The sequence below is a fragment of the Photobacterium damselae subsp. damselae genome (genome assembly GCF_038086725.1).
GTDB classification, from domain to species: domain Bacteria; phylum Pseudomonadota; class Gammaproteobacteria; order Enterobacterales; family Vibrionaceae; genus Photobacterium; species Photobacterium damselae.
Map to the genome: position 1 here is coordinate 35,064 of NZ_CP146971.1, position 22,020 is coordinate 57,083.

A 22,020-nucleotide genomic window follows, 5' to 3' on the forward strand; every position below is an offset into this window, starting at 1 on the left:
TAGGAATGTGCGCCATTTACTGGACAATTAATACACGTAAATAGAAGTGTGATTTTGTGGCAATATTATGTATGAAGATTAATTTTTCTAAACTTTGCGTTCTATTTCACACTTTGGTGAATTTCACAGATATGCTAACTCTTATTTAACTTTTGACTAGTATTCTTTTATGGGATTGAGAAAAGAGAGATGAGGTTATGAGCTATAATTCTTTTATACTGCATTCTGATTATTCACCGTCAGGGGATCAAGTTGAGGCAATAGCAAAGTTGGTTGATGGAATCAAATCTGGAGCTAGTCATCAAGTGCTTCAAGGTATAACAGGATCTGGAAAGACATTTACAATGGCAAATGTTATTCATCGTCTCAAGCGCCCCACTTTAATTTTAGCTCATAATAAAACATTAGCAGCGCAGCTTTATAGTGAGATGAAGCGCTTTTTTCCTGAAAACCATGTTGAATATTTCGTATCTTATTATGATTTTTATCAGCCTGAGGTTTATATTCCTTCTAGTGATCGTTTTATTCGTAAAGATTCGGCAATTAATGAACAATTAGAACGACTGCGTCTCTCAACAACGAAAGCTTTAATTGAACAACGGGATGTTATCGTTGTTGCTTCAGTGTCTGCAATTTATGGATTGGGAGAGCCTGAATTATATCGAGCAGCTCAAATTCCTTTATATATAGGGCGTAAAATTAACCGTTCTCAATTTATTGAGCAACTAACATCCCTTCAGTACCAACGAACTGAAAAGAAACTTGAAAGAGCAACATTCCGAAGCCATGGTGATATTGTAGATATTTTCCCTGCAGAATCAGAGAAAGTTGCTATTCGAGTTGAAATGTTTGATGATGAAATAGAGCAGTTATATTGGTTAGATCCTTTTTCAGGAAAAACTCTCGGCGCTCTAGAACATTATCGCGTTTCACCAAAGACTTTGTATGCAGCATCAAAAGACAAAATAACAAAAGCGAGTTTGCTAATTCAAAAAGACTTAGAACAAAGAGTCGCGCAACTCAATCAAGAGAATAGAATAACTGAAGCGGCAAGGCTTTATGAACGTACAATGTATGACATTGAGATGATGCAACAATTAGGTTATTGCTCTGGTTTAGAAAATTATTCATGTTATTTAAATGATAGAGACCCAACTTTACCACCAACAACATTACTCGATTATTTACCAAAAGATGGTTTACTGTTTATTGATGAATCACACGTGATGATTCCGCAAATATCAGCCATGTTTAAGGGAGATCAAAGCCGTAAAGAGACGCTCATTGAATATGGATTTCGTCTACCTTCTGCAAAGAATAATCGTCCGTTAGATTTTAATGAATTTGAAAAAATAAAGCCTCAGACTTTATTTGTGTCAGCAACACCGGGTAATTATGAATTATCTAAAGCTAAAACACCTGTTGTAGAACAAATAATTCGACCCACAGGACTGTTAGATCCTACGATTGAAGTGCGAAGTTCCTCTAATCAAATTAGTAATTTACTTGATGAAATAAAGATTCGCATAGAGAAGGGCGAACGTACATTAGTGAATACTCTAACTAAGAAAAGTGCTGAATCCCTTTATGAATATATGCAAGAACAATCTTTTAAAGTTAGCTATTTACATTCAGACGTTAAAACAGAGGATCGTGTACGAATTATTGAGCAGTTACGAGCAGGAGAGTTAGATATTTTAATTGGCATAAATCTATTAAGAGAAGGGCTTGATATCCCCGAAGCATCGTTAGTCGCGATATTAGATGCTGATCATGCTGGTTTTTTGCGGTCAAAGGCAGCTCTTATTCAGATTATTGGTCGAGCAGCCAGAAATAAGAATGGAATGGCGATTTTGTATGGTAACAAGGTAACTCCAGCAATGCAGCAAGCAATCGATGAATCACTTGACCGCCGTTCTAGACAAATTCAATATAATCATCTTCATCAAATCAATCCAATAACATCTATTCGTCAAGAACTTGTTACTTCTTCAAGTTCAGCCAATCCAGAGTTTTGTACTAACTTAGCTCAATTATGTCAGCAAATAACTGATACTGAGAAGTTGCTACTAAGTTTACCTGAAGGAGAAAATTCAGAATCGATCAGAAAAAAACTGGATGGCCTTTATCGTCAGTTTATTTATATGTAATTTATGTCTAAATAACTTCAATTAAGATATAGACAAGCATTACAGAATCGAGCAAATTAATGCACTAAATAAATAAAAGGAGTCAATAATGTTCAGTCATGTAATGCTAGGTTCAAATGATATTGAGCGCTCTAAACGTTTTTATGATGCGATTTTAAGAACATTAGGTTATAACGAAGGTGTTATCGATGAAAAGGGACGCTGTTTATATATAACAGAAACAGGTGTATTAGCTCTTACTCATCCTATTAATGGTGAGCCTGCATCTATTGGTAATGGCATGACGATAGGTCTTAGCGTATCAAGCCCTGAATTAGTGAACGCATGGCATGCCGCTGGTATTGAAGCAGGTGGTACACCATGTGAAGAACCACCAGGAGTTCGAGGTAGTGGCAGTCGTCGTTTATATTTAGCATACCTACGAGATCCTGACGGCAATAAATTATGTGCAACGCATTTTTTGCCTGCAGAATAGTTTTAGTTATATTAAGCCGCTTCGTAGAGGTTACCAATCTTATGGAGCTCTTCCAAGAGCGGCTCTTCTATCTTCTGCATTGTGGTAACCGTTACCAATCAGAATATGTTTACCGTTTTCGTAAGCGACATGATCTATCGACTTTATTAAGCTACCAAAGAAGGGATCGGAGACATCCCTACAACAACACCCATAGTATTGGTGCTTTGGCTTACTAATGTACGAGCTGCGGCATTGGGACGATAACCAAGCTTCTTCATGGCTTAAGTAACGGAATCAATAGATGCTTGATTCGCTTTAGGGGATTTATTGATGACTCGGGAGACAGTAGCTACTTATCAAATACCCCATTCTTTATCCCATTCTTACTGCTCTCTTATTTGTTCAATTCGAATACGAGCACTAATTTTCTTTTCTTCATTACTGTTTGTTTTTGTTTTCTTTTTTGGCTTTGACGATGTTACTGTTTTTTCTGAGTATCTGTAAGTGCATTCATGCAGCAGTATTTCCTTTTAGAGCAATAGCGTTAAGTGAAAGAGGCTCAAACATGGTTTTATGAGAGAGGTTTTCTGAAGTCACGGTCACGGATTCAGATCAAGATAGGACTTAATCTCGTATTTTTAGATTAGAGACAAGGGTGGTGATTTGAGATGTGAAATGAGTTGACTATTTCAACTGATGCCAACATTAAAATCTATCTATAATGAGTGATTAAAAATCTGAATAGTGTGCATTATATGGTAAAAAAAATGTTAACACTATTTATTTTTTCTTTTATCGAATAATAAACAGCCAGCTGATACTTGTTCTTCTTCGGCTGTTTATTATTTTAAATGGCATTACTTACTCGATTTTAGCGCTTATCAACCGAATTTCTACGAACCAATGTTGGGCTAAATACTATGGTTTCATCTTCAGGTTGCTCGCCACGAGATAGCGCTAAGGCCAGCTGAGCGGCTCGATCTGCCATCATCTCGATAGGGTAGCGAATAGTCGTTAAGCTTGGGCTGACAAAGCGTGCAATCAAGCCATCATCAAAGCCAACAATCGATACTTTTTCCGGTACATCGATTCCATTTTGATCCAGTACAGCCATAGCACCTGCAGCCATATAATCGTTATAAGCCACAATAGCAGTGATATCTAACGACTTGGTGAGTAAATTTGTCATTGCATGTTCACCACCGTCGCTGTTTGGCTCACCACATTCAATATAGCGTTTTGACAATTCGATATGATTATCTTTGAGGGCATCTAGATAACCTTGCAATCGCTGGTCTGTATCTTCAATTTCGTGAGATGAAGCGATGCAAGCAATTTTAGTGTGGCCATGTCGGATTAAGAATTCCGTAGCAAGGTATGCTCCACGATGATTATCAAGAGAGATACAGCGGTGAGATAACTCTGGAATATTACGGTTGATAAACACCATTCCAGGTACTTCATTTGCGTAGGCAATTAATTCTTTGTCTGTTAAGCCTTTTGCATGAACGACCATGGCTTCACAACGATTATCGATCATCAATTCAATTGCTTGGCGTTCGTCTTCTGCATTGTGGTAACCGTTACCAATCAGAATATGCTTACCATTTTCATGAGCGACATGATCTATCGACTTTATTAAGCTACCAAAGAAGGGATCGGAGACATCCCCTACAACAACACCCATAGTATTGGTGCTTTGGCTAACTAATGCACGAGCTGCGGCATTGGGACGATAACCAAGCTTCTTCATGGCTTGAGTGACGGAATCAATAGATGCTTGACTCGCTTTAGGGGATTTATTGATGACTCGGGAGACAGTAGCTACTGATACTCCAGCTTCTTTTGCAACATCCTTGATTGTAGCCATAAGACTCTTTACCTAATTTGAATTATTTTTAGTATTAAACACCCTTTGTGTAAGTAGTTCAATTTTCATAGCAAGACTATAGAGAATTGTCACATCTTACTAATTGTATTTATTAATATTATTAATGGTGTAAACGTTATCTTTTTTATGTGGTTATTACGTCTGGAGTCTTTAATAATCTATCTTATAGGTTATTTTTAGTTACGATTTGAAGAAAATAATTATCGATAAACAATAAAATATTATTGATTATAATCTCTGGTGTTATTATTATCAGCTCATAAAACAACACAAGAGAGATACCCAATGACTAATATTCAAAAACAGAGTCGTCGAGTGCGGCTGTTCTTCCAATGTCTACTTTTTTTTACTCCTATTGGTGTGTGTTATTACTGGTTAACTGTTCAAACGCCGAACGATTTTTTAACCATGATGGGATTTGTTCAAACAAGTATTGATATTGGGAGTTATACCCAACAACCACTAACAATGATGACTCGGATTCTTGCGATGATTTCCAGCCTATTGCTATCTGGTGTCATTCTTTACGCCTTGCGTGTTTTGATTCATCTCTTTAAAAATTACGAACAAAATGAAATTTTCACTCTAGATAATGCAATGTGCTATCGAAAGCTGGGATACAGTATTTTTTATTGGGTTGGAGGTTCTGTGGTATACGGTACAGCGATGTCGGTTATTTTATCGTTTAACAATCCACCAGGTGAGCGACTATTAACAGTAACCTTTGCCGGTATAGACTTTTTAACGTTGATTTTTGGTATGATTATCTTAATCATTTCATGGGTAATGCAGGAAGGATTCCGTATTGCAGATGAGAACAACCATACGATTTAAGAGGCCATAATGACAATACGAATTAACCTTGATGTTATGATGGCTAAACGTAAGATGCGGTTAAAAACTTTGGCAAAAGAGGTTGAGATTACAGAAGCTAACTTATCGGTATTGAAAAACGGTAAAGCAAAAGCGATTCGATTTTCAACACTAGAGAAGTTGTGTGCAGTTCTCGATTGTCAACCAGGGGATATCTTAGAATTTGATCCTAGTGATGACGATCAAATCGAGTCTTGAATAACTATCGCTAGATTATTCTCAATTATTTTAAATTTATTTCGTCTTTTCTTTTTGAGTGTCGTCTTAAAGGGTAAGTGATACTCATAAAGAGAAAAGAAAATGATTAAAGTTGTTAGTTTTAAAATTTGCCCATTTGTTCAACGAGTAACTGCTGCCCTTGAAGCCAAAAATATTGCCTATGAGATTGAGTACATCAGTCTAAAAGATAAGCCTCAGTGGTTCCTTGACATTTCTCCTAACGGCCAGGTTCCGGTTTTAGTAACAGAGTCAGGTACGCCATTGTTTGAATCTGATGCCATTATTGAATATATCGAAGATGAATATGGTCCATTAGAGGCAAATATCTCAAATGAGCAGAGAGCTTTGGATAGAGCGTGGAGTTACTTAGGCACCAAACACTATCTGCCACAGTGTGGAACGATGGGAAGCAAGAACAAACAAGCTTTTGATGAGCGATTTGAGGTGTTAAGTAAAGCTTTTCATAAAATGGAAAAGAAACTTGATGAAACTACTCATTTTTTCAAGTCAAATAATCTGAGTAACGTAGATATTGCTTGGCTTCCTTTGCTTCACCGAGCTGCAATCATTAAAGAGCATTCAGGATTTGATTTTTTCTGTGGTTTGCCAAAATTGCAAAAGTGGCAACAGAATATTTTAGCGTCAGGTTTAGTTGAGAAAACGGTATCTGATGATTTTGAGGAGATCTTTTGCGACTTCTACTTAACGAATACCTATTTAGCTGATGGAAAAGATATACAGCCAGAAAGTCAGTGCGCAGGAAGTAGTTGCTGTGGTTAATTTGTTAATTTGATACTAAGCGGAATAAGTAATTATTCCGCTTTTTTGCATTATTTTTTAGAGTATGTCTTGCAAGAACAACGCAAAAGAGTAGGGACGTTGTATCTAAAATATTCTAAAATTTGGATAGCCATTAGCCATTAGCCATTAGCCATTAGCCATTAGCCATAGATAAACTGTATGAAATCTCGAGAATTAGAACGTATTTGGCAAGAATATGAACGAGCAATCCATTCTTTTCTTCGCTCTAAAGTTGCCAACGAAGATGATATTGAAGATCTAAAACAAGAAGTTCTGTTTAAAACGTATCAAAATCTAGCATCTCTTAAACAGGTAATAAATATTAAGTCTTGGCTTTTTCAAATTGCTAGTAATACGGTAATTGATTTTTATCGGAAAAGAGCTCGAATACTGCGAGATCAAGAGCTGAATCCAGATGATTTGTGGTTTAACGAACAAGAGCCAGAGATAAAAACTGAGCTATCAAAGTGTGTTGCACCGTTTATTTATGCACTTCCTGAACAATACTCAAGTTTACTTATGGCTGTTGAATTAGAAGGGGTTAATCAAAAAGAATTGGCTGAAAATTATGGAATAAGCTATTCAACATTAAAGTCTAGAGTACAAAAAAGCCGAGTAGAACTGAAAAAAATATTTGAAGATTGCTGTGCTTTTTCCTTTGATAATCAAGGAAGATTAACCAGTTGTTCCCAAAAACAACAAGGAAATTCAAAGTGTTAATATACTGACGTATCGTGTGTTAAAGAGTTTGTTAGACATGGTGGTTACTTACTAACCTTACCTGTTATGGGCTTTTCTATTGACCAAAATCGATATCTGGTATTATATTTCCATGAAATTAGAAATGAAGGCTAAGATTTATTGAATCTTTGTTCTATATGATTTTGGAATGCAGCTAGAGATGCACATATGCATAATGATAAATTCACAGTAAAAGCCGTTAATGATGCAGTTGAGTGGGCTATGACTCATGCAATGATGCTAAAAGACAGTCCGTTTAGTGCTTCTCATGCTGCTTTTGTGACTACACCAACTCAGATTTCCGCACAACGTTATCAAACCTTAATCGATACTGCGCCGTTATTGGGCAAGATGGTTGATGCGGTATCGGAAGATGCTTTGTTTATTCAACAAGCAATTAAGCCATTAGTAAGTGGCGATACCTTTTTTTCGGCTTTACTTTCCATGCATCAAAAGATCCATTTCTCCGAATCGCCAGTTAGACGTGTACCTATGTTGATTATGCGTAGTGACTTTATGGATGATGCGGTTTTGGGCCCTAAACTTATTGAATTTAATGCCATTGCAGCAGGTATGGGGCCTTTTGGTCAGCGAGCCCATGAACTCCATCATTACCTACAGAACCAGTGGCCAACAACGTTTACTCCTTGGCAGTGTGAAGGAGCTGCAACATTAATTGAAAATAAAGCGATTGAACAACTAGGTGAAGGGATCGCAAAAGCGACATTTCAAATCAAACAAGAGTTTAATGATTCTACGCCAGCTACTTTCCTGATGGTGGTTCAAGCAAATGAAGATAATGTATTTGATCAACATTTATTAGAATTGGAGCTACAACGTCGAGGAATTCGTACTATTCGTCGTACGTTTAGTGAACTCTATGGCAATCTTTCAACAGGAGACAATCACCGCTTATTGTTAGAAGGGATTGGATCTATTGATACTGTTTATCTTCGTGCAGGTTATCAGTTCTCGGATTATTGTTCGGATAATATTGTTGAAGAAGTGTGTTGTGAAGCATTAATGAATACGCGTATGTTTATGGAACAACACCGTATTGCGATGAATGCTACAGTTGGACAACAGTTGGCAAGCAGTAAACGGGTTCAGATGTTACTATCATCAATGCCTGTCTCGGAACTATCGAACTTTGGGTTAACAATTACTGAAGCTGAACAAGTTAAATCTGTGCTGGGGGAAATGCTTCCCGTAACCAACCAGTCAGTTAGTTGGTTTGCAACACAATCAGAGCAAGATTGGGTTCTTAAAAATCAAGGAGAGGGTGGTGGTCATTGCATTTTTGGTCAAGATATTGCGCCAAAACTCAGTGTATTACGAACTGAAGATTTCCATGCTTGGTCTTTAATGCGCCGATTGCAGCCTCAACCAAGAACAACCCCTGCACTTACTGTTCGCAAAGGACAAACAGAGATTATTGATGATCTGATTAGTGAAATTGGAATTTTTACGGTTCATTTAGCGGGAAAGCCTATTACTCAAAATAAAGGGTATGCAGGGTATTTAATTCGCAGTAAATCAACACGCACCACTGAAGGTGGTATTCATAGTGGTCAAGGGGTTTTAGATTCTTTAGCATTAAGTGAGTTGTAATACCCACTATAAGTAATTCTAATACCATCAAGCATTTGATATCTAGTGGCTTAGAGTACAATGACTAAATGCACTCAACACACTAGGTATCACTATGAAACTAAAAAGAATTATTTATGGTGAGATGGACCTTGGAATGCCATATGTTCTTTTGTTTCTTGTTGTATCGGGTTATTTAATCGCGATTGCATCGTTTGGTATTTTTGCGGTTCTAAACTATCTCGACATCCCGGGTAGTCAGGAATTTACTTTATATGCTTGTCTGTTTGTTTCTATATCTGGTGCGTTGAGAATACCAAGGGTAAATGGCTTTAAGATAGCGTTTGATGTAGAAGTGTTTTTGTTGAACGCAGTTAAATTGTTGGCGAGTGTCTTTGTTTTTTTCTTAACAACGTATATAGCTGTTAAATAAGATTATTTTATCAGTAATGAATACAAAAAAACCTTGCCATTTCTGACAAGGTTTCGTTGTAGTGGCGGAGCGGACGGGACTCGAACCCGCGACCCCCGGCGTGACAGGCCGGTATTCTAACCAACTGAACTACCGCTCCAATTCTTTACTTAAGCTCGGTAAAACCCAACTCAAAGAATAAGTGGCGGAGGGATAGGGATTTGAACCCTAGATACGCTACAAACGTATGCCGGTTTTCAAGACCGGTGCTTTCAACCACTCAGCCATCCCTCCGCAGATGCAGCGAATAATAGAGCCTTCTTGTGTGGCTGTAAACACCTTTCTTAAAATAAATTATCGATAGGTCTCTTTTTAATCTAAAATATTCAAGTTGTTATAAGTTTAACCGTTGGTTTTCGTGATTATACAACGTTTGTTGTCGGTTGTAGGTATTGTTGCCAAGCATCTTGATACATTTGTTGAGAAATATTACGTAACTTTTTAATTTTTGCTTGCTCAATATCGTTGAATGGACGAGCTTCTGCTTGAGCTGTACGTTCAATTTTCTGGATTTGTTCGTAGATCTTATGTTCTTCGCCATTTTTAATTGTTGCGATTTCATCTAAGTGTAATTGAACTTCTGCAATCAACTGTGTTTTTGGTAGTTCTACTAGTATTTTTAGGTCACGGTAGCCTGATGGTGCTGGATTTTTGAAACGATTTTTCACTGCAACAATACGTGCCTCTTTGTTCAATAACTCGAATGCTTGCATTAAAGAGGGAATATCATCGGTAATCAGTGTTGCACGAGATAAATCGGTAATACGGTCAACTTGCCCATTCAATTCTTGAGCAATTTTGACTTTGGCTCGTTGCTCAGATTTTACGGTTGGAATAATAGGGTGGGCATCGGATGCAAGAGCAATTTCATGCATCATAACGCTTAATTCATGTTGTGCTAATTCTGCATTTTGATATAGGGTTGCAAAATCACTATAAGGTTGCTGAATGCTGTCGGCTTGCCAACTAGGTACGTTATAAAGACCACTAAGGCTCTTTTGGAAAAACTTTTGGCTTTTTAATGAGTACTTCTGCTGTACATCAAAATCTGGTTCTACATAGTTATTTGCTGAAGTGTCAGCATTTGCAACCGATGTTCTGCCTAACATAAACAGTAGGATTACACCAGTGCGTAGAATCGATTTCATATCCATTATTAAACTCCTTGATACTTCGACTACCTTTTACTTTAGGTAAGGGGAATATCTCGACACACAAAAATGATAACTAAAGGTGCGTATGTCTTAAGTTTGAAACTTGCGGTGCTTAATGATCTCTTTATCGCTTACAGGGTTTCATCGTACCTGATAAAGCTGAATGGAATATGAATCTCTCGATTCATATCAATTTTAGTGATGGATAGTGTATAAAGGTGTGATGTAAGTCAAAGTATTTTGATTATCTATGCTTTTGTGCAGAATGCTTATTAAGGATGAGTGGCCGATAGAAATAGTAGCTCTCGGCCAAGCATAAGATAGCGATTAGGCGTTTACAGCATTTTTTTGAGGGGATAAATAGTGTTGCCAACTCTCTTGGTATAATCTTTGCGATGTAGCACGAAGACGATCAATAGTAGCTTGCTCAATATCGTTTAATACTCGGTTTTGTTGTTGGGCTAAACGCTCGATGCCTTGTACTTCTTCATATATTTTATGCTCAGGTCCACTTTTTACTTCTGCTATTGCTGATAGATGAAGCTGGATCTCGGCGATGTGCTTGGATTCAGGTAGGCGAACCAGCAGTTTTAGATCGCGATAGCCCGATTTTGCTGGAGTTGCAAAGCGGTTATTTACTTCAAGAAGAGTCGAGTGTTGAGTGATTTCATCATAAGCTTTGACTAAATCAGGAATACTATCTGCAACGATAGAAGCACGGACGATATCCGTTAACTTATCTGCCTGTCCTCCTAACTCAGATTCAATTTTTTCTTGCGCTCTTAGCTTACCTTTTAAACCCGGTAAAATAATTTGTGTCTCTGTTATTTTTTGTGTTTTAGATAACAGTGAAATCATTTCATGTTGAGCTATTTCTGCATGTTGGTACAGTTCATCAAACTGAGAAAAAGGCTGCTGAATTTGATGTTGACGCCATGATGGTATTGAAAATAAGCCTCGAATAGATTGTTGTAATTCAGGCTGAGCATTACGCTCAAGAGCTGAAAGTTTTAGTGGTGCATCATCTACTTGCATCACGGGCGCTGCACTTGCAATTGGCATCCTGCCAAATACTGCGACTAAAACAAAACAGGTGCGAGCAATGGTTTTTACGGTCATTTCTTCTCCCTAATGAGTCACTAAAAAATTAGCCGGTGACTCCAACGCAGGCAAAGATAGCATGTGTAATAAAAGCTGCAATGTTTGAGTCCACAGTTTTCAGGTCCGTTTTTTATATCACGTGACATGGCTCATGGATTTTACTTCTTGTTGCAAAAGTGGTTGTTTTATAAACAAAATAAACAAGTCAGAATAGTATAAATTAATAGCGATATTGGTAATAATGAAGGCAGAACAAAGGAGAGAGTAGATGCAACAGAATTTATTGATCATCTTAGTAGTGATCTGGCTTGGCTTATCAGTAGGCAGTGCATTGCTGTTTCAACGTAAAGGTGATGTTACGCGAAAGAAAAAGCTTTGGCCTATCTATAATATCTTTGGCAATGTGGTACTTGGGATCTTTTTGATCATCATGCAACCCCCATTACCAATGTTAATCAGTCTATTGGTGTTAATGGTGCCGCTAACTTATATGACCATTCGCTCTACACGTTTTTGTGATGCATGTGGTAGTCCAAGCCGAAAGCCTTTCTTTATGAAGCCACCAACTGAGTGTGGTCATTGTGGTAAGAAACTCAATTACTGATTGATTGTATTGAGCTTATACTCCATCTAGAGCCCTGAGATTTGTATGAACCTCAGGGCTTTGTTTTTGCTCAATAAACCAACGTTAAGAGGTTATTTTGAATTGTGTTGGTTGACAATAATATTGAGCATGCGACGTAGTGGCTCTGCAGCCCCCCATAAAAGCTGATCGCCCACGGTAAATACATTTAAGTAATCTTCGCCCATTGCTAGTTTACGAATTCGACCAACAGGAATTGACAGTGTCCCCGTTACTTTAGCTGGGGTAAGTTCGGATAACGTTGCCTCTTTGGTATTAGGGATCACTTTTACCCAAGGATTATGACTTGCGATAATCTGTTCAATTTCATCTAACGGTACAGGACGAGTCAGCTTAATCGTTAACGCTTGACTGTGACAGCGCATTGCACCAATTCGAACACAAGTTCCATCTATAGCGATAGGTTTAGCGGCAGTACCGAGAATTTTATTGGTTTCAACGCCACCTTTCCATTCTTCTTTTGTCTGGCCGTTATCAAGTGCACAGTCTATCCAAGGGATCAGAGAGCCTGCCAATGGTGCCCCAAATGCAGATGTAGGAAACTCTGAGTCACGTAGCGTTGTTGCTACCATGCGATCAATGTCTAAAATAGAAGTCGCGGCTTGAAGCTCAGTATTGACGGAGGAATAAATTGATCCCATTTGTTCAATGAGCTCTCGCATGTTTTGTGCCCCTGCGCCAGAAGCCGCTTGATAGGTTTGCGATGTCATCCATTCAACAAGACCCGCTTGATATAAGCCGCCAATTGCCATAAGCATTAAACTGACTGTACAGTTACCCCCAACATAGGTTTTTATACCTTGCTGAATGCCATTATGGATCTGATCTTGGTTAATTGGATCAAGTACAATGATGCTGTCATCGGCCATACGTAATGAAGATGCCGCATCGATCCAATAGCCGTTCCATCCTAATTGGCGTAAGGGCTGGTAAGTTTTATTGGTATAATCACCACCTTGGCATGTCACTATGATATCTAATTGTCTTAGTTGCTCTAAATCATAGGCATCAGCTAAGTTAGATTCTGTCTTTGTGATTGCTTTTATCCAAGATGGAATCTGTTGGCCGACCTGTGAGGTAGAGAAGAATACGGTCTCAATATTTGCAAAATCTTGTTCTTCCAACATTCGCTGCATTAATACGGAGCCGACCATTCCGCGCCAACCAATAAAACCTACTTTTAATTTCATGGTGTTCTCTTCCATACGATGAGAGTTATTTTAGATATAACTCATCCTCGCTAAATATAACGATATTAAAAATCAATTATCTTGAGATAATAGAAATCCCTTCCCTAAAATTAATTAGAGAATATTATTTAAACTTATTTTGATGACTATTTTTTGCTATTCGAAAATACGCCTATGGAGCGTTTGAACGATTTCACTCGAACTATTTTCGTCGGCAAGAAAACATAAACTATGTTCACTAGCACCATAGCAGATCATTTGTAAGTTATATGGCTCAAGGGAAGAGAATATCTGAGAACATGTTCCATGTTTTTCATCCATTTTATTTCCTATAAGCGCAATCAAGCTTAGATTATTTTCTACTTTTACCTGACAAAGTAGTGATAATTCTTGTTCAACTTCAAAAGGTAATTGAGGTAGACCACCACGAGTTGTGGCTTGGTTTAAGGTTAAAGATAGGCAACCATCAGAGGTTGTCATGAGATCAACAGAGACATTATGCTTTGCTAAAATAGCAAATACTTGAGCCAAAAATCCGCTGTTATGTACAGAATGTATATTATTTAGAGTGACAAGAGCTTGATTACTGCGTAGGGCAATCGCTCGAAAAATAGGTTCGGTATTGGCTGCTTGACGAATCCATGTTCCACCACGATGAGGTTCTTTAGATGATCCAACAAAAACAGGAACTTGCTTACGCATTGCAGGAATCAATGTCGCTGGATGAAGAATTTTTGCACCAAAATTTGCCATTTCAGAGGCTTCTTTAAAGCTGATTTCAGCAATTGGCATCGCATTCGGTGCGACACGAGGATCAGTACTGTAAATCCCTGGAACATCAGTCCAGATCTCAAGCGTTTCTGCATCAATGGCTTCTGCAAGTAGAGCCGCACTGTAATCACTGCCACCACGACCTAATGTTGTCGTATAGTTATGGTTATCTGCCCCAATAAATCCTTGGGTAACAACAACATGCTCTTTTATTTGTGGTAATAGATATTGAGCCGATAATGTTTGAATCGCGTCTAGATTTGGTTCTGCTTGACCAAAATGGCTATCTGTACGCATTACATCACGGACGTCAAAACGCACTGCTGGAATGCCGAGATCTTTCATCAGATGAGTAAAGACGAAAGTGGATAGTAACTCTCCACATGCCACCATCTGATCACTAAGCTGATCATGGGTATGCTGAGCTGCGGATTCTGATAGAAATGCAATATTATCAATCAGTTCAGAAACTTTTATTGCAGTGTCTGTACATGGTGACAATTGCTCAAGAATAGCAAAATGAATGCGAGTTAATTGTTTAATAAGAGCGCTGCGGCGATCAACATCTGCCACACCGTTAGCTAGTTCGACGAGTATATTTGTTACGCCAGAACAAGCACTTATAACAACTAATCGGGTATCTGGATTGTTGCGAACTATGGTTGCTGAATTCATCATTGCGGCAAAATCTGCCACGCTGGTGCCGCCAAATTTAGCGACAGTTACCTTCTTCATTTTCGGTACACCCCCTTGGTAAGAGAAAACATGGTTTCACCTGGGGCGGGGAGGGTTTTGAGTTGAGGGCGAGGACCAACGGTCTCTACCAGAAGCTCTCCACCTGTGCCGCACAGGTGACGGCCCGAAAGAATCAACTTTCTAGGCCGACAATCGCGTCCCAAAACGCGTTTTGTCTCAGCGTTAACCCCCTGGTCAAGGTACATTGGAGTTTAGGGCTCCGCACATTGACTACCTGGTTAACGCTCCTCTTCTGATTCGCTCTGATCGAAATGATCGCGGCATCTTCAGTTGCTATACATTGGATATTTTTATCATCGTGCTGTCAACGATATTTTTTGATTTAATTTCAAAATTTGATTTAAGTTAATTTTTAAAAGCAGTGGTGATATTAAGTGTACGATGTTTTATATTGGTAAGTTCATTGATTTTATTAGCGAGAATATAAATTTAAGCATTCAGCCTAATAAATAGAGTCTACACTCTATTTTATTGGCGTGGTTGTTTATTCTGTTAATTAGCATCTTGGTTTTTTTATAAGTAAGAGCTAAATTACTTGTAAATATATAAAACATACTTTTTTGGTATTGATGATTTTATTATGATTTAACGTGAATATAAAATTTAAAAAAATTAAAAAATATATTTACATTAAGATTTTTTACTGTATGTTTTCGACCCCGTTAGGTTCTGAATACATTAACGGAACTAAATTTAATTAGATTCAATAATAATTACCTTTATTGAATTTAGTATTTAAATATCGAAGAAGCGTTATTAAGTTTACTCTTTTTGATATTAGTAACGTGGAGATCGGTAAGCGGCACCGACTGGTTCGGGCACGGGGGCTGATGACCAGCATTGCGGGGTCAACTTCCCTCCCACTGGGGGTAAAACACAGTTTGTTTTGCCTTATTGTGCGCTTTCCTTGAAAAAGAATGCGCGGTTCTTACACTTGGATTTATGTAAGGAATCGTCTATGAACAACGAAAAAATCCTTGATTCTGAAAGCCAGATTTTCGGCGTCCCGTCATCAACTGTTTTACGTGATTTAGGGCCGGACGCCGTTCTGTCCCGTCAATCACAACAAGAGTCTGAGGTTCGATCTTATCCGCGTCGTATTCCTATTGCGATTGAGCGTGCGGATGGCGTTATTGTGACTGATACTCGTGGTCAACAATATCTTGACTGTCTCGCGGGTGCCGGTACGTTGGCTTTGGGATATAACCATCCAGAGATCAATAAAGCGATCACAGATGCTCTAGCATCAGGTGTTCCTTATCAAACCTTAGATCTTACAACCCCAACAAAAGACAAATTTATTCAGACGCTGCTAGGTTTTTTACCAAAGTCATTTGCTGATAACGCAAAAATTCAATTTTGTGGTCCATCAGGAGCCGATGGTGTAGAAGCGGCGATTAAACTGGCTAAGCAAACGACAGGTCGTAATACTATTTTTGCTTTTCATGGCGGATACCATGGTATGACAAATGGCGCGATGGCTATGACGGGTAATTTAGGTGCGAAAGAGCGCCGAACTGGTCTAATGGCTGACGTACATTTTCTTCCTTTCCCATACAGTTACCGCTGTCCATTTGGTTTAGGTGGTGATGCTGGTGCGTGGCAAAGTATTCGTTATATCGAACATGTTCTTAATGATGTTGAAAGTGGTATTCAAAAGCCAGCTGCAATCATTGTGGAGCCAATTCAAGGTGAAGGCGGTGTTATTCCCGCTCCAGCATTTTGGTTACAAGAGCTACGTCGTATAACAAAAGAATTAGATATCCTGTTAATTTTTGATGAGATCCAATGTGGCATTGGTAAATCAGGTTCTCATTTTGCCTACGAATATTCAGGTATTCATCCCGATATTCTTGTGATGTCAAAAGCTGTTGGTGGTGGTTTACCTCTGTCTGTATTGGCGTTTGATAAATCCATCGATTCATGGCGTCCAGGTGAGCACACAGGTACTTTCCGCGGTAATCAGTTAGCTATGGCTACTGGGGCAAAAGCACTTGAAATTATTCAGCGCGATAACCTCGTTGCAAATGCTCAAGCTATGGGTGATCGTCTAACTCGCCATCTGTTAGAGCTCCAGAAAAAGCACCCTTGCATCGGTGAAGTTCGTGGTCGTGGCTTGATGCTAGGTATTGAAATTGTTCACCCAGAGCAAAAGAACCGTTTTGGACAATATTTAGCAAACGGTGAACGTGCAATTGCGATTCAACGTGCAGCATTAGAGCGTGGATTAATTATCGAGAAAGGTGGACGCAGTGGTTGTGTACTTCGCTTCCTACCACCAATGATTATCAACAGTGCGCAAATTGATTTTGTTGCCGATGTGATTGATCACGCCATTCTAGCTACAGCATAAAAGAGCAAAGCTGACATGACATACTCAGACTGGAAATCACAGTTTATTAGCTGTGGCCCGGGCGGGGCTGACGCATATCTAGAAAAATTATCGTTTGCATTAAAGCAGATGGTTACCGTATTTTCTGAAGCCGACAAACCGTATTCTGGCATGGCTCCAGAGCAATTAGAAACGTTGATTAATCAGATGGTTATTCCAAAAGATGGCAATGGTGATATAACCCAATCTACCTTAGATGCTGTTAATACGGTAGCCAAAAATGCGGTGATGGTGCAACACCCAAACTGTATTGCTCATTTGCATACACCACCGTTGCTACCTGCATTGGTTGCAGAATTGATTTTATCGGCACTTAATCAGTCTATGGACTCTTGGGATCAAGCGTCCAGTGCAACTTATCTTGAGCAACATATGTGCAATTGGGTTGCTCAAGTATTTGGTTTCTCTGAGCAAGGTGATGCAACGTTTACTAGCGGTGGTACGCAAAGTAATCAGATGGGGCTCTTACTTGCTCGTGATGCGATGATTGAGCGTTTCTCTGGTCATCATGTCCAAAAACAGGGATTGCCAGATTATTTTACAAAGCTACGAATTGTTTGTTCCCAAACTAGCCATTTTACTGTGAAAAAAGCGGCAGGCCAGATGGGGCTTGGTGAAAATGCAGTTGTAACGGTAAGCAGTAATCGTAATGGTGTTATTGAGCCAGCTGCGCTTGAGCAAACGCTTTCTGATTTGAAAGCACAAGGACTTATGCCATTTGCTGTAGTTGCAACGGCTGGAACAACCGATCATGGTGCAATTGATCCAATTGAAACGATTGCTGATATCGCGAAGAAGTTTGAGTTATGGCTTCATGTTGATGCTGCATACGGTTCAGCTTTACAGTTATCACCATATAAGTCCCGTTTGAGCGGTATTGAGAAAGCAGATTCTGTTACGGTCGATTTCCATAAGTTGTTCTATCAACCAATCAGTTGTGGCGCTTTGTTAGTTAAAGATAAAGCTAACTTCCGTTTCTTGCTTCATCGCGCAGACTATCTCAACCGGGAGACCGACACCCTACCTAACTTAGTCGATAAATCGTTATCAACGACTCGACGTTTTGATGCGCTAAAGCTGTTTATGACTTTGCGTACTCTTGGTGAAAATGGGCTTGGTAATATGGTCGGTAAAACCGTTGATTTAGCACAAGTTGCAGCAGCATTAATTACTGAAACACCTGCACTTTACTTGGTTGCTACACCACAATTATCAACGGTTCTATTTCGCGTGAATTTACCAGAGATGGATCAAGGTCAACGGGATCAATTGCATCGAACTTTACGCCATCAACTATTGGTAAAAGGGGTTGCTGTGTTGGGTGAAACCGTTATTGAGGGGGAGGTAACATTGAAAATTACCATCTTAAACCCGTTATTAACGCAAGATGACTTTACTAAGTTATTTGCCCAAATCGTCGCTGAAAGTCGATTGCTTCGTTGCGAATTAATCGAATTAGCGGTGTGATTTCGAGAACAAATAAGTCGTAGTGTTCTGCTTGAAGTTTTGGCTATGCACTGCGGATGAATTTTAATCTAGAGCGATAATTATGTCGCTCTAAGAGAGATTTTAAGGAAGAAATAATGGCTGTATTACAGATTGGTGCTGGTGGTGTTGGTTGGGTTGTTGCCCATAAATTGGCGCAATATAATGATGTCTTTGGTGATATCACTCTTGCATCACGTACCGTAGCGAAATGTGACACTATTATTGAAAGCATCCTACGTAAGAACAATTTAAAAGATACAACTAAACGCTTAACTTCTGCAGCCGTTGATGCTGACAGTGTTGAGGCGTTAATCGCTTTGATTCACCAAGTAAAACCAGATCTTGTTGTTAACGCAGGTCCTCCTTGGGTGAATGTCACTATCATGGAAGCGTGTGTACAAACAAAGACGGCTTATCTAGATACTTCGGTTGCAACTGATTTATGCTCTGAAGGTCAGCAGGTACCAGAAGCCTATGATCCACAATGGGCTTTCCGCGAGCGTTTCGAACAAGCTGGTATTACAGGATTACTTGGTTGTGGTTTTGATCCAGGTGTTGTAAGTGTATTTGCAGCTTATGCTTGGAAACATATGTTTGATGAGATTGATACCATCGATGTAATGGATGTTAATGCCGGTAATCATGGTCGTAAGTTTGCAACTAACTTTGATCCTGAAACTAACATGCTAGAGATCCAAGGCGACTCTTTCTACTGGGAACAAGGTGAGTGGAAACGTGTTCCTTGCCATACACGTATGATGGAATTTGATTTCCCCGTAGTCGGCGATCAGAAAGTGTACTCAATGGCTCACGATGAAGTACGTTCAATGGCTGAATATATTCCAGTTAAAAAGCGTATCGAATTTTGGATGGGATTTGGTGATAACTATCTAAAATATTTCAATGTGATGCGTGATATTGGCCTACTTTCGCCAGATCCAGTAACCACTGTGGATGGTGTTACTGTCTCACCTCTAAAAGTATTAAAGGCTATTTTGCCGGAGCCAACATCATTGGCTAAAGATTACACGGGTAATACGTGTATCGGTACTATGGTTGCAGGTCAAAAAGACGGTAAAGAGCGCAAAGTCTTTATTTATAATATTTGTGATCATAAAGCATGTTATGAAGAGGTGGAGTCTCAAGCGATCTCTTACACAACAGGTGTTCCTGCAATTACTGCCGCTCTACTTTACTTTAAAGGTCAATGGAATCAAAAAGGCCTGTTTAATGTTGAGCAATTAGACCCAGATCCATATCTAGAGTTAATGCCATCAATTGGTTTATCTTGGGATGTGGTCGAACTGGATCCTGCGCAAGATCAGACTATTAATTGGCTAGGCGATAACTAATCGTTATTGATCTTTTATCGATAAAGCAGATCTCTTTGGGATCTGCTTTTTAATTTGAGAGAAAGTAGAGATGAAACAATTAGCAACGCCTTACTTTATGATTGATGAAGCGGCACTGTTAAAAAATTTAGAACGTATTGCCCAATTAAAAGCACTATCTGGAGCCAAAATGGTATTGGCTCTAAAGTGCTTTTCTACTTGGGGCGTGTTTGACACCATGAAACCTTATCTGGACGGTACAACCAGTAGTGGTCCGCTAGAGGTCCGTTTGGGTGCGGAAACCTTTGGTGGCGAAACACATGGTTACAGTGTGGGATATTCACAACAAGATATTGAGGCTATTAATCCATTTGTAAATAAATTGATTTTTAACTCATTGTCTCAGCTTGAAAATTTACGAAAATATGCTGCTGATGGGATATCAATTGGGGTACGTTTTAATCCTGGTATCAGCTATGCAAATCAAGATCTAGCTAACCCTGCTCGTCAATATTCTCGTCTTGGTGTTAGCGTAGATAAGCTCTCATCCCAAGCTCTTGTTGGTGTTGAAGGCGGAATGTTTCATATGAATTGTGAAAACAGCAATTTTCCTGCTTACAAACAGATTTTAGAGACTATTTCCCAGCAATTTGGTCCTTATTTAGATAATTTGAACTGGGTGAGCTTAGGTGGTGGAGTCTCGTTTACCTCTGATGGTTATCCGCTTGAAGAGTTAGCCAGTTTGCTAAAATGGTTTAGTGATAAACATGGGGTTCAAGTCTATTTAGAGCCCGGTGAAGCGGTTATTACTAAAACAACGGATCTTGCGGTTACCGTGGTTGATATTGTTGAAAATGGCATGAAAACCGCCATCGTTGATAGTGCTACAGAAGCTCATCGTCTAGATACCTTGATTTATAATGAACCAGGGACCATTCGTGAAGCGTCACCAGATGGAGATTATGAATACATCATTGGTAGCTGTTCGTGTTTAGCTGGTGATGTATTCTGCGTTGCAAAATTTGATCAGCCATTGCAAATTGGTGACCGTTTGCATGTGATGGACTCTGGTGGTTATACCATGGTGAAACTCAATTGGTTTAATGGCTTGAAAATGCCATCAATCTACTGTCGAAGAGTTGATGGTGAAATTGTCCAGTTAAATCAGTTTGGTTACGATGATTTCAAAGCGACGTTATCTCGAGCATCTCTGTAATATTGCCCAATAAAAAATTGTCATAGATCTTGCATGAACATAAGGACATTGAAGGCTTATTGTTTGTACAAGTAAGTAGCTAGCGAGGTCTTTATGGTAGAGAAGATATTGGATTTGTTTTTTAAAGCTCGACGTATAGAAAAAAGAAAGGCGGGCTTAAAAGCAAAGTTGCACTATGCGATGAATCAGAATCGTTTAGACCATTAATGAAAACGCCATCTTTATATTGATGGCGTTTTAAATATTTAGCGCTGTTTTTTTACTTGTTGTTTTAGCTCAAAATCCAGTTCATCTGGGAAAACAACAAGACCATCTTCATCTTGATTTGGGAAGATAACAACCGCTAATTCATCATCTTCAAGACCATGAGTCCAACGGCTGTGCCATTTATTTAGAGAGATAGATTCGGCCTTACATTCAGCCCAATCGCCTGTTGCCCATGCTTCTGCAAATTCTTTATTTGGCCATACAGGAACACAATCTTCATCTTCTGTGTTGAGCATAACACAACCATGTTCATCAACTAGAATCCAGATTTCACGGTTGGTAACAACCTCTTTTACCAAGTACTTGTATCGTTTTTCTGCATCAAATGCTTGGATTTCCGCAATTTTAGCGTCATCTAGAGGCGTAGTCATAATTCATTCCTAATTAAATAATTACCAGTAAATAATACATCAATTACCAATTATTTATTAGCAATTTAAATCATATTCTTACCCTAAGTTAGCCTCATAGTCTCATCTTTAATAATTCTCTTTCTCTCGATTCAAATAGACTTTAG

The 22,020-nt window shown here is 38.9% G+C and carries 17 protein-coding genes, 2 tRNA genes, 2 pseudogenes and 1 riboswitch; of the genes and pseudogenes, 12 read left to right on the forward strand and 9 right to left on the reverse strand.

Annotated features, from left to right (window positions below):
• Positions 1-197 precede the first annotated feature (197 nt).
• Both uvrB and WAX86_RS15145 read left to right on the forward strand, forming a co-directional pair.
• Positions 198-2,150 carry an excinuclease ABC subunit UvrB gene (gene uvrB, locus WAX86_RS15140; RefSeq protein ID WP_341489607.1) on the forward strand — a complete coding sequence of 651 codons (1,953 nt, stop codon included), beginning with the start codon at positions 198-200 and terminating at the stop codon, positions 2,148-2,150.
• 88 nt (positions 2,151-2,238) lie between these two features.
• Positions 2,239-2,625: a VOC family protein gene (locus WAX86_RS15145; protein ID WP_044178008.1), complete on the forward strand. Its 387-nt coding sequence runs from the start codon at positions 2,239-2,241 to the stop codon at positions 2,623-2,625.
• Positions 2,626-2,679: 54 nt separating this feature from the next.
• On the opposite strand, the pseudogene WAX86_RS15150 reads toward WAX86_RS15145, so the two are convergent.
• A pseudogene (locus WAX86_RS15150) lies at positions 2,680-2,960 on the reverse strand (LacI family DNA-binding transcriptional regulator); the annotation flags it as partial.
• 518 nt (positions 2,961-3,478) lie between these two features.
• A complete protein-coding gene (locus WAX86_RS15155) occupies positions 3,479-4,477 on the reverse strand; it encodes a substrate-binding domain-containing protein (RefSeq protein WP_341489608.1) in 999 nt (332 codons plus the stop codon).
• A 306-nt stretch (positions 4,478-4,783) separates the two neighbouring features.
• Between WAX86_RS15155 and WAX86_RS15160 the strand changes: the two genes are divergently transcribed.
• The 6 genes from WAX86_RS15160 to WAX86_RS15185 all read left to right on the forward strand — a co-directional run bounded on the left by WAX86_RS15160 (position 4,784) and on the right by WAX86_RS15185 (position 9,155).
• Positions 4,784-5,332, forward strand: a complete 549-nt coding sequence (locus WAX86_RS15160) for a DUF2975 domain-containing protein (RefSeq protein ID WP_341489609.1) — start codon at positions 4,784-4,786, stop codon at positions 5,330-5,332.
• Positions 5,333-5,341: 9 nt separating this feature from the next.
• Complete coding sequence (locus WAX86_RS15165) at positions 5,342-5,569, forward strand: helix-turn-helix transcriptional regulator (RefSeq protein WP_065171330.1); 228 nt, start codon at positions 5,342-5,344, stop codon at positions 5,567-5,569.
• Positions 5,570-5,671: 102 nt separating this feature from the next.
• The gene (locus WAX86_RS15170; protein WP_065171331.1) at positions 5,672-6,370 is read left to right on the forward strand and encodes a glutathione S-transferase family protein; all 699 of its coding nucleotides are present in this window, start codon (positions 5,672-5,674) and stop codon (positions 6,368-6,370) included.
• A 180-nt stretch (positions 6,371-6,550) separates the two neighbouring features.
• Positions 6,551-7,111, forward strand: a complete 561-nt coding sequence (gene sigZ, locus WAX86_RS15175) for an RNA polymerase sigma factor SigZ (RefSeq protein ID WP_065171332.1) — start codon at positions 6,551-6,553, stop codon at positions 7,109-7,111.
• Between the two features lie 189 nt (positions 7,112-7,300).
• A complete protein-coding gene (locus WAX86_RS15180) occupies positions 7,301-8,743 on the forward strand; it encodes a glutathione synthase (protein ID WP_341489610.1) in 1,443 nt (480 codons plus the stop codon).
• 94 nt (positions 8,744-8,837) lie between these two features.
• Positions 8,838-9,155: a hypothetical protein gene (locus WAX86_RS15185; RefSeq protein WP_284648365.1), complete on the forward strand. Its 318-nt coding sequence runs from the start codon at positions 8,838-8,840 to the stop codon at positions 9,153-9,155.
• A gap of 62 nt (positions 9,156-9,217) precedes the next feature.
• Here the strand turns inward: WAX86_RS15185 and WAX86_RS15190 are convergent.
• From WAX86_RS15190 to WAX86_RS15205, 4 genes are all read right to left on the reverse strand, one after another.
• Positions 9,218-9,294 (reverse strand) — tRNA-Asp (locus WAX86_RS15190).
• 43 nt (positions 9,295-9,337) lie between these two features.
• A tRNA-Ser gene (locus tag WAX86_RS15195) sits at positions 9,338-9,428 on the reverse strand.
• A 128-nt stretch (positions 9,429-9,556) separates the two neighbouring features.
• On the reverse strand, positions 9,557-10,348 hold the full coding sequence (locus WAX86_RS15200; protein WP_065171335.1) for a phosphoribosylglycinamide formyltransferase: 792 nt from the start codon (positions 10,346-10,348) through the stop codon (positions 9,557-9,559).
• Positions 10,349-10,675: 327 nt separating this feature from the next.
• Entirely contained in the window at positions 10,676-11,467 is a 792-nt protein-coding gene (locus WAX86_RS15205; RefSeq protein WP_065171336.1) for a phosphoribosylglycinamide formyltransferase, read from the reverse strand.
• Between the two features lie 250 nt (positions 11,468-11,717).
• Here WAX86_RS15205 and WAX86_RS15210 point away from each other — a divergent pair, with 250 nt between their 5' ends.
• On the forward strand, positions 11,718-12,053 hold the full coding sequence (locus WAX86_RS15210) for a hypothetical protein (RefSeq protein ID WP_044178252.1): 336 nt from the start codon (positions 11,718-11,720) through the stop codon (positions 12,051-12,053).
• A gap of 92 nt (positions 12,054-12,145) precedes the next feature.
• On the opposite strand, the gene asd is transcribed toward WAX86_RS15210, so the two are convergent.
• Positions 12,146-13,282 (reverse strand): aspartate-semialdehyde dehydrogenase, encoded by a 1,137-nt coding sequence (gene asd / locus WAX86_RS15215; protein WP_341489611.1) that lies wholly within the window; start codon positions 13,280-13,282, stop codon positions 12,146-12,148.
• A 156-nt stretch (positions 13,283-13,438) separates the two neighbouring features.
• Positions 13,439-14,788 (reverse strand): lysine-sensitive aspartokinase 3, encoded by a 1,350-nt coding sequence (lysC, locus tag WAX86_RS15220; RefSeq protein WP_341489612.1) that lies wholly within the window; start codon positions 14,786-14,788, stop codon positions 13,439-13,441.
• A gap of 84 nt (positions 14,789-14,872) precedes the next feature.
• Positions 14,873-15,049: riboswitch (Lysine riboswitch) on the reverse strand.
• Between the two features lie 718 nt (positions 15,050-15,767).
• Between lysC and WAX86_RS15225 the strand changes: the two are divergent.
• The 3 genes and pseudogenes from WAX86_RS15225 (at position 15,768) to nspC (ending at position 21,236) form a co-directional block, all read left to right on the forward strand.
• A pseudogene (locus tag WAX86_RS15225) lies at positions 15,768-18,668 on the forward strand (pyridoxal phosphate-dependent class III aminotransferase).
• Positions 18,669-18,784: 116 nt separating this feature from the next.
• Positions 18,785-20,041, forward strand: a complete 1,257-nt coding sequence (locus WAX86_RS15230; protein WP_065171340.1) for a carboxynorspermidine synthase — start codon at positions 18,785-18,787, stop codon at positions 20,039-20,041.
• Positions 20,042-20,111: 70 nt separating this feature from the next.
• A complete protein-coding gene (gene nspC, locus WAX86_RS15235) occupies positions 20,112-21,236 on the forward strand; it encodes a carboxynorspermidine decarboxylase (RefSeq protein ID WP_341489613.1) in 1,125 nt (374 codons plus the stop codon).
• A gap of 245 nt (positions 21,237-21,481) precedes the next feature.
• Here nspC and WAX86_RS15240 read toward each other — a convergent pair whose 3' ends face one another.
• Positions 21,482-21,874, reverse strand: a complete 393-nt coding sequence (locus WAX86_RS15240; protein ID WP_341489614.1) for a DUF2750 domain-containing protein — start codon at positions 21,872-21,874, stop codon at positions 21,482-21,484.
• Positions 21,875-22,020 lie beyond the last annotated feature (146 nt).